Raw genomic sequence first — 8444 nt, forward strand, 5'->3', positions numbered from 1 at the left:
GATCGACGGCGCCCCCGTTTTCGCCGCCCTCTATCCCGGCGCCCAGGTCGACGCCCCCGCCACCGTCGCCTCGGGCCCCACCGGCCCCGGCGGCCTGATCACCTTCACGACCGAGGTCGCGCCCGAGGCCGTCATCGCCTTCTACCGTCAGCGCGCCGAGGCCGCCGGCCTGGCCCCCGTCATGGCTATGAACCAGGGCGAGGCCCGCGCCTATGGCGCCGCCGCCCGCAAGGAGCACGGCGCCACGCTGCAAGTCGTCGCCGCGCCCGGCGAAGGCGGCCGCACCTCGGTGCAGCTGACCTGGAGCGCCGGGGTCTGATGCGCGGGGCGACAGCCGGCCTCCTCGCCGTCGCAGCCCTGCTTTCGGCCTGCGCCGCGGGCACGCCCGCCGCTATCCGACCCGAGGCGGCCCAGGCCGCCGCACCCGAAACCAAGGGCTATCTGAACGGATCACTGATCCAGGCCCTGGCCGACGCTGTGCCTCCGCCGCCCGTCGCTGGTTCGCCGATCGACCTGGCCGACAAGGCGCGCTCAAGCCAGTTCAGGACGCTGGAGGACAGCGACCGCTGGCTGCTGGCCACCGCCCACGCCGAACTGCGCCCGCCGCTGGCCCTGCAGCATTTCGACTGCGCCCTCGGCGTGCGACTGGGGTCCGCCGCGACGCCCAACCTGAACCGGCTGATGCAGCGCCTGTTCGACGATTCCGACGCCGCCGCCGAACTGGTCAAGGCGCGCGGCTTCCGCGCCCGCCCCGTCGGCGACGACGCCGAGCGCCGTCCCTGCCAGCGCGTCAGCGAGGCGGGGCGCAAGACCGCCTCCTACCCGTCCGGCAGCTCGACCGTGGCCGCCGTCTATGGCGAGGCCTTCGCTGCCCTGGAACCGCAGCGCGCGGCCGAGGCGCGCCGCATCGCCCATGAGATGGGCCTCAGTCGTCTGGTCTGCGGGATGCACTATCCCAGCGACGTCGCCGCCGGAGAAACTCTGGGCAAGGCCGTGTACGAGGCCGCATCCGCCGCGCCCGGCTTCGACCTCGACCTGGCGGCCGCCCGCGCGGAACTGGCCGCCGCACGCGCCGCCGGCCTGACCAACCCCGGCTGCGCCGCCGAGCGCATCGCCCTGGCCACGCCCCTGCCCTGATGACGTCGTTGCTGGCGCTCTTGCTGCTGGGCGCCGCACCAGAGGCGTGGTCCCTGCCCGCCGCCCGGCCCTGCACCGCCGTCGAACTGCGCGAATTGACGACCGAGACGGACGCGCCCTATCGCCTGGCCTGCCGCGCCGTGCTGACGCCGGGCCAGACCGTCCGCCGCCCCGTCCTGATCGAAGGCGCCGAGGCCTCGGGCGCCGGGCTCGACTGCCAGGGCGGCGTGGTCGGTCGCCCCAGCGTCGCGGTCAGCACCCGCCAGCCCACCGTCGCCGTCTGGTCGCGCCGCATCGACGCGTCGCACTGGAGCCGCCCCACCGACATCCGTCTCGCGAACTGCGTCGTCCACGGCGCGGTGCGCGTCTGGGGCATGGGGGCGGACGGAAGCTATGACGACCTGCGCGCCTCGTCGCGCACCGCCGACCATGTGGCGACGACGCAAGGGTCGGCGCCGTCGCATATCGAACTGGACCGCGTGACCATCGTCGGGACCGGCTCCATCCCCCTCTACGTCGGGCCCGGTGTGACGCGCCTCAGCCTGACGAACTCGACCCTGACCGGCCGCAGCGACGCGACCGCCGTCTATCTGGACGCCGAGAGCGCCGACAACCGGATCGAGAACAACGCCATAGCCGTCGAGACCAAACGGGAAGCCGTCGCGGTGGACGGCTCGGCGCGCAACCGCATCGCCGGCAACCGCTTCGATCTGGGCGGGCGTCCCGGGATCTTCCTCTATCGCAACTGCGGCGAGCGCGGCGTGATCCGGCATCAGACGCCGTCGGACAATCAGATCACGGACAATGTCTTTTCCGGCGCGGCGCGGCTGCGGCCCCGACTGGTGGTGGTCGGCGCGCGCGAAGGGCATCGGTCCTATTGCGGCGCGGACAGGGGCTATCCCTGGGGCAGCAGCGCCGACGACGGCGACCGCGCCACGAACAATGTCGTGGCGCGCAACCTCCGCCGCTGAGCCTAGACCGGGCGGCCAGTCGCCAGGGCGCCGTACAGGTCCGGACGGCGGTCGCGGAAGAAGCCCCAGGCGGCGCGGTACTGATCCAGGAAGTCCAGGTCGAAGGTGTGGACCAGCACGCCCTCTTCGCCCGTCAGGCTCTCGACCAAGTCGCCGCGATGGTCGGCGATGAAGGAGTGACCGTAGAAGGTCTGGCCGACCTCCGTCACCGTCTCGTGGCCGATGCGGTTCGAGGCGACGACCGGCATGGCGTTGGACACGGCGTGACCCTGCATGGCGCGCTGCCACGGCACGGCGGTGTCCAGGGTCTCGTCATGCGGCTCCGAGCCTATAGCAGTCGGGTACATCAGGATGTCGGCGCCCTGCAGGGCCATGGCGCGGGCGCTCTCGGGGTACCACTGGTCCCAGCAGATGCCGACGCCGATGCGGCCGAAGCGGGTGCTCCAGACCTTGAAGCCGGTGTCGCCGGGGCGGAAGTAATACTTCTCCTGATAGCCGGGGCCGTCGGGGATATGGCTCTTGCGATAGACGCCCAGGGCCTCGCCGTCGGCGTCCAGCAAGACCATCGAGTTGAAGTAGTGCGGCCCCTCCTTCTCGAAGATCGAGACGGGGATGACCACGCCCAGTTCTTTCGCCACCGGCTGCAGCTGGACCACGGCCGGATGCTCGCGCCACGGATAGGCCGAGGCGAACCAATGCTCCTCCTGCGTCACGCAGAAGTAGGGGCCCTGGAACAGTTCCGACGGCAGAATGACCTGCGCGCCCTTGGCCGCCGCCTGACGGATCAGGCCGATGGTCTTGTCGATGTTGGCCTGCATGTCCTCGCCGTAGGAGGTCTGCAGAGCGGCGACGGTGACGGTGCGGGTCATCTTACGCAGGCTCCTGCTGGCTGATGCAGTGGAAGGATCCGCCGCCGGTCAGGACGGCGTTCGACGGCGACAGCACGATCTCGCGGTCGGTAAAGACCGTGGCCAGGGCCTCGCCCGCCAGACGCGCGGCGACATCGTCGCCGTAGGTCGGCACCACGATGGCGCCATTGGCGATCAGGAAGTTCATGTGGCTGGCCGGGATCGGGCGCTCGTCGGCGTCCAGCACCAGACCCGGCGACGGGATGCGCAGCACCTTGAGCTTACGGCCCATGGCGTCGGTTGTCTCCGACAGCAGGCGGGCGGTCTCGTCATAGACCTCGGCGTTCGGGTCCTTGCGGCCGAAGGCGATGGGGCAGGCCACCACGCCCGGCGCGACGAAGCGGGCCAGGTTGTCGACGTGGCCGTCGGTGTGGTCGTTCAGCAGACCGTCCCCCAGCCAGACCACCACCTTGGCGCCGACCGATTCCGCCAGCGCGGCCTCGGCGTCGGCCTGGGTCCAGCCGGTGTTGCGGTTCTTGTTCAGCAAGCACTGGCGCGTGGTCAGGACCGTGCCCTCGCCGTCGTGGTCCAGGGCGCCGCCCTCGAGAATGAAATCGTGACGCGTCGTCAGCACGCCCGAGAACTCGGCGATCTGGTCGGCGACCTCGTCGTCGTGGGGATAGTCGTACTTGCCGCCCCAGCCGTTGAAGCTGAAGGCGTTGGCCACAGCCGACCCGGCGCTGAAGATCGGGCCGGTGTCGCGCAGCCAGATGTCGCCGAAGCGAACGGCCACGACCTCGACCCCGGCCACGCCGTCCAGACGCGCCCGCGCACCGGTCAGGGCGTCGTCATGGCCGACCATCAGCTTGACCTGCTCGCGGCCCGGCCCGGCCAGCGCCCGCACCAGGGCCTCGACCTCGTCCTGGGCCTTGGCGAAGTCCTCGCCCCACAGCTCGGCATGGCTGGGCCAGCCGACCCACATGGCGCGGTGCGGCGTCCATTCGGCGGGGATGGCCAAGGTCAGGGGCGGGGTCATGGGCGAAGTCGATCCGAATGGAAGAAAGCAGACCGCGCCAGATAGGCCGAGACGCCCCCCGGTTCAATGTTCAGGGGCGCGACGCGCCTCAACTGCCCAACTCGACCTCAGCGCCAAGCGCAATAGGCCCACAAACAAAGAAAGGGCGGCCCGTCGCCGGACCGCCCTTCCCTGTCTTGATCCAAGCCTAGGCTTAGAAGCTGTAGCGCAGCGAGGCCATCATGGTGCGCGGAGCGCCGACGCCCGCGAACGGACGACCATAGCCGAGGGCGCCCGGGGTCGCCGAAGCGCGGGTGCCGATCGTGCTGTAGTACTGCTCATCGAACAGGTTGGTGATGTTCACCTGCAGGTAGGTGTTGTTCAGACCCAGGGACGAGAAGTCGAAGCGGGCGTCCAGATCGACGACAGTGAAGGCGTCGACCTTCAGGTCGTTGACGTCGGTGACCCAGCGCTCGCCGGTGTACTTGCCCTGGACGCCAGCCGAGAAGACCTCGTTGAACTGGTACGAGGCGCGCAGCGAGAGCATTTCTTCCGGCGTTTCGACCTGCTTCTTGCCCTTGGTGGCCAGGCGGTTGCCGTTACGGTCGTAAACGTAGTCGTCCTGCAGCTCGCTGTTCACCAGCGAAACCGAACCGTACAGGTTCAGCTTCTCGATCGGCGACCAGCCCAGCGAAGCTTCGAAACCAACGGTCTCGACCGAGCCGACGTTGCGGTCGACGAACTGGTCCAGATCCGGGTCGAAGGTGCTGACGATGCGGTTGTCGAACTGGTTCTGGAAGATCGACGCCTGGGCGACGACGGTCGACGAGGTGAAACGATAGCCCAGGTCGATGTTCTTCGAGGTTTCCGGCTGAACGGTCGGATTGCCGATCGAGCCGTCGGCCATGCGGCGGACGCTGTAGAGGCTGTCCGTGCGCGGCGCCGACAGGGATTCGCTGTAGCTGCCGAAGACCGAGTGAGCATCGCCGAAGCGATAGGTGGCGCCGACGTTGGGCAGGATGTCGTCGTACTTCTTCGTCAGTTGGAAGGGCTTGATGTACTCGCCCGTCCGACCGGTGAAGGTCACGTTGCCGTTGGCGAGGGTCGCGTTCGGCACTTCAGTCGTGCAGATCACGTTCGACGAGGCGTTCTGCGTGTAGCAGTTCTGGTTCAGCTCACGCTCGAAGAAGGGCGCGCGAACGCCCAGGGTGACCGTCAGGGCTTCCTGCAAGAAGCGGCCGCGGTACTCGAGCGAGAACTGGTTCAGCTTGGCGATCGACTTGCGGTCGCGGGCCTGCAGGGCGTAGCCGTCCAGGTTGACGACGCGGTTGTCTTCCTCGTTGCGGCCGCCGAACTCGTCAACGAAGCGCGGGTCGGACGGGTTCGAGAAGTCGACGAAACCGTAGTTGCCGGTCTGACGGTGACGGCCCCAGTCCAGCGCATAGGCGGCGCGCAGACGGTGATCGTCGTTCAGATCCCAGATCAGCGAGCTGTTCAGGCCGTAGCGGTGCGTGTTGGTCACCGACGGGGTGTGCACGCGCACGCGGTCCAGGGTGTCGCCGTCGCCGTTCAGATCGACGCCGCCGGTGGTCTTGGAGCCGCGCAGCAGACGGTCGGTTTCCGACAGGACGGTCTGGCCCGAGCCGCCGTTGGCCAGCGTGTACTGGAACGACGGGTCGACCGTCAGGGTCAGGCCGTCACGCAGGGTGAAGCGCGAGTTGCCGCGGATGTTGCCCGTGTTCGACGGGTTGATGCGCAGACCCCAGAAGTTGGCGCCGTTGGCGTCGTTGTCGGCCGTACCGTTGCGGAAGGTCGGCGCCGTGTAGGCACGGTCGAAATCGACGCCCCAGCCAAAGGGATTGGTCGGATCGCTGACCTGATCGCCGCAGGCCTGGGTCTTGGCCACGTCGCAGAAGCCGGTCGTGGTGCCGAGGTTGGGGCCCTGGTAGTTGAAGTTGCGGTTGACGTTGTAGTGACCCGACAGGGCCACGAAGTCACCGTTATCGCCCAGCGGCTGATAGATGCGGGCGTTGTACTGGGTCTTCTTCAGATCGCCGAAGCCCTTGAACTTGTCGTATTCCTGGTGCGAGACGGCGAACCAGGCCGAGGTGCCCCAGGGACCGACTTCGCCCGTGTCGATCAGGCCCATGATACGGCGATAGTTGAAGTCGCCCAGCGAACCCTGGATCCAGCCGCCGAAGTCAGCGGCCGGACGGCGCGTGACGTAGTTGATGGTGCCGCCCGTGGCCGAGGCCGTGGGGCTGTCGACGTCGGTCGAGCCGGTGTTGACCGAGGCGCGCTCGATCAGTTCCGGGTCCATCTGCTGGTTGGTGTAGGTGGCGTAGTTGCCGGTGTCGTTCAGCGGAATGCCGTCGAACGTCAGCGAGACGCGGTTGCCGTCGAAGCCGCGCAGACGGATGTTGCCGCCCGACGAGCCGTAGGGGTCCGCGTTGGTGAAGCTGAGACCCGGGGTCAGGTTCAGGGTCTGCAGGATGGTTTGACCGGCGCCCTGGGTGGCGATGAATTCCTGGTTGATCGTGTTGCGGGTCTTGGCGACCGTTTCAGCGACAGCCAGACCTTCGATGTTGCGCGGGCCGCGCTGACCGGTGACGACGACGTCGCTGACTTCGGTTGCTTCGGTGCCGGTCGACTGGGCCGAGGCGGCGCCGGCCATGAGAAGGCCGCTCATCAGGGCGGTGGTCGCCCAGAACAGCTGTTTGCGGTTGGTCATCTATCTGTATCCCCAGTGATGAAGGCGTAGCGCCATGCGCGGCAGGCCGAGACGCCTGTCGAGATGGGCTGGGCCTTAAGGCCGCTGTAGGAAGGTCGGACGACATTCGTGTGACAGTGGTATGACACCCCGCCAGGGTGACACCGGCGCCACACCCCTGTGGATTATTGGAATCAGCCCTCGGCCGCGTCCGTTCGGGCGAAGGCGTCGGCGATGGCCGAGGCGGTCCAGATCATGGCCCGCGGCTCGTGATAATTGCCGTTGATCTGGCTGCGAGCGATCACATGGGCGCGGAAGCGGGTGAACAGTTGCGCGTCAGCCGCGACCGGCGCACGCCAGAAGCCGGCCAGAGGCTGCTGATCCGTCAGACCCGCGAAGTCGAAGAAGGCCTGGCCCAGCACCTTGACCGGCGTGTGGAAGCCCAGCGCCGACAGGGCCGCGCTGGAATTGTTGACGACCATGCCGCACGAGGCGCGGCACAGCTGGGCCAGATTGCCCCCGTCGATGAAATCCACCCGCCCCGTCAAGCCTCGCTCGGCCGCCAGCCGGCGGGTGACGGCGGCCAGATTGATCAGCCCCGGGTCCAGAGGATGGTTCTTGACCACCAGGCGGCGATCGGCCGGCGCATGGCGCGCGAAACTGTCCATCACCTCGGCCAGGAAACCGACATTGTCGGCGAAGCGCGAGTACCGAAGCAACTGCACGTCGCCCTCGCGCTGAAGGCAGGCGATGAAGAAGGGACCGCGCGCCTCGATCGCATAGGAATCCAGCAGGCGGCGCGACTGGAAGACCAGCCCGAGATAGCGGCCGACATGGCCCAGAAACTGGCGCCAGGCGGCGACCGTGTAAGGGGACCTGTAGCGAGGGAACAGAGGACGCCCCAGCCACTCGGCCAGGTGATAGAGGCTGATGTTCACCACATGATGCGGCAGAATCTTGCCGATCGACCGCGTCACGGGCAGAGGCGGGGTCGGGGCCGCATAACCGTCCGCCTGGCGCGGAAGATTGCTGGAGGCGTTGACGCCGTCGCGTTCCAACGTCACCCAATCGGGTCGGAAATAGCCGTTTTCGAGAACCCAGACGGCGGCGTCCAGCCGGTCAGCTTGGCACAGCACGCCCTGATTATAGGGACCGCCCTCGCCGAAGACGATGATGTCGGTGTAATCTCGCGACAACTCGGCCAGCCGTTCGGGCCAGCGGCTGGCGCTTTCGCCGAACACCACGCCGCCGGGCTGTCGCCAGCCCGCCGCATCGCCGGCATTGAAGATCATACGCCCTACATCGGCGCCCCGGCTCGTCAGCGCCTGGGCCAGAACCCGGCTGAACCGCCCAAAGGGCGCCGTGACGATCAGGAAGCTTCGCCCACGCAAATCCGCCTTGACCCGCTGGTCGGCGTTAGGCTGGTCGGGATCAAATGGCGCGAGCAAACGCTAGGGTTCTTTCCAAGGACGCAAGCCTTCTCCTAGAGCCATGGCCCTACGGATGACAAGGCGTGCGGGTGCGGATGATGGTCCGCGCAGCAGCAGGAGAGAAAAGCCGCCGGCTCGAAACGAGTCCGGCGGCCGACTTCTTTCGACGCTCCAGAGCCTCAGGGACCGGACTGCGACTTGCGGTCGCACCCCGGTCCCTTTGGATCTTAGAAGTTGATGTCGATGGTGGCGCGACGGTTGAGCGGCTCGCGCACGCCGTCGGCGGTGGGCTTGGCCAGGGCGGTTTCGCCCTTGCCGTCGAGGGCGATGACG

The 8444-nt window shown here is 67.9% G+C and carries 8 protein-coding genes; 3 read left to right on the top strand and 5 right to left on the bottom strand.

Annotation, left to right across the window (positions count from 1 at the left end; translation table 11 throughout):
- From ACREEF_RS14815 to ACREEF_RS14825, 3 genes are all read left to right on the top strand, one after another.
- On the top strand, nucleotides 1–319 hold a 319-nt coding region (locus ACREEF_RS14815), incomplete at its 5' end, for a hypothetical protein (protein ID WP_431566337.1).
- Nucleotides 319–1137 (top strand): phosphatase PAP2 family protein, encoded by an 819-nt coding sequence (locus tag ACREEF_RS14820; protein ID WP_431566338.1) that lies wholly within the window; start codon nucleotides 319–321, stop codon nucleotides 1135–1137. The genes ACREEF_RS14815 and ACREEF_RS14820, both read left to right, overlap by 1 nt.
- Nucleotides 1137–2108: a right-handed parallel beta-helix repeat-containing protein gene (locus ACREEF_RS14825; RefSeq protein WP_431566339.1), complete on the top strand. Its 972-nt coding sequence runs from the start codon at nucleotides 1137–1139 to the stop codon at nucleotides 2106–2108. The genes ACREEF_RS14820 and ACREEF_RS14825 overlap by 1 nt, the downstream gene beginning before the upstream one ends.
- A gap of 2 nt (nucleotides 2109–2110) precedes the next feature.
- Here the strand turns inward: ACREEF_RS14825 and aguB are convergent, their stop codons facing one another.
- The 5 genes from aguB to ACREEF_RS14850 all read right to left on the bottom strand — a co-directional run.
- The gene (gene aguB, locus ACREEF_RS14830; protein ID WP_431566340.1) at nucleotides 2111–2977 is read right to left on the bottom strand and encodes an N-carbamoylputrescine amidase; all 867 of its coding nucleotides are present in this window, start codon (nucleotides 2975–2977) and stop codon (nucleotides 2111–2113) included.
- A gap of 1 nt (nucleotide 2978) precedes the next feature.
- Entirely contained in the window at nucleotides 2979–3992 is a 1014-nt protein-coding gene (locus ACREEF_RS14835; protein WP_431566341.1) for an agmatine deiminase family protein, read from the bottom strand.
- Between the two features lie 193 nt (nucleotides 3993–4185).
- Complete coding sequence (locus tag ACREEF_RS14840; RefSeq protein WP_431566342.1) at nucleotides 4186–6702, bottom strand: TonB-dependent receptor; 2517 nt, start codon at nucleotides 6700–6702, stop codon at nucleotides 4186–4188.
- A 173-nt stretch (nucleotides 6703–6875) separates the two neighbouring features.
- Nucleotides 6876–8129 (bottom strand): capsular biosynthesis protein, encoded by a 1254-nt coding sequence (locus tag ACREEF_RS14845; protein ID WP_431566343.1) that lies wholly within the window; start codon nucleotides 8127–8129, stop codon nucleotides 6876–6878.
- A 209-nt stretch (nucleotides 8130–8338) separates the two neighbouring features.
- Nucleotides 8339–8444 (bottom strand): hypothetical protein (locus tag ACREEF_RS14850; protein WP_431566344.1); only part of this gene is annotated, 106 nt, incomplete at its 5' end.

The organism is Brevundimonas sp. (genome assembly GCF_050729455.1).
Classification (GTDB): Bacteria; Pseudomonadota; Alphaproteobacteria; order Caulobacterales; family Caulobacteraceae; genus Brevundimonas.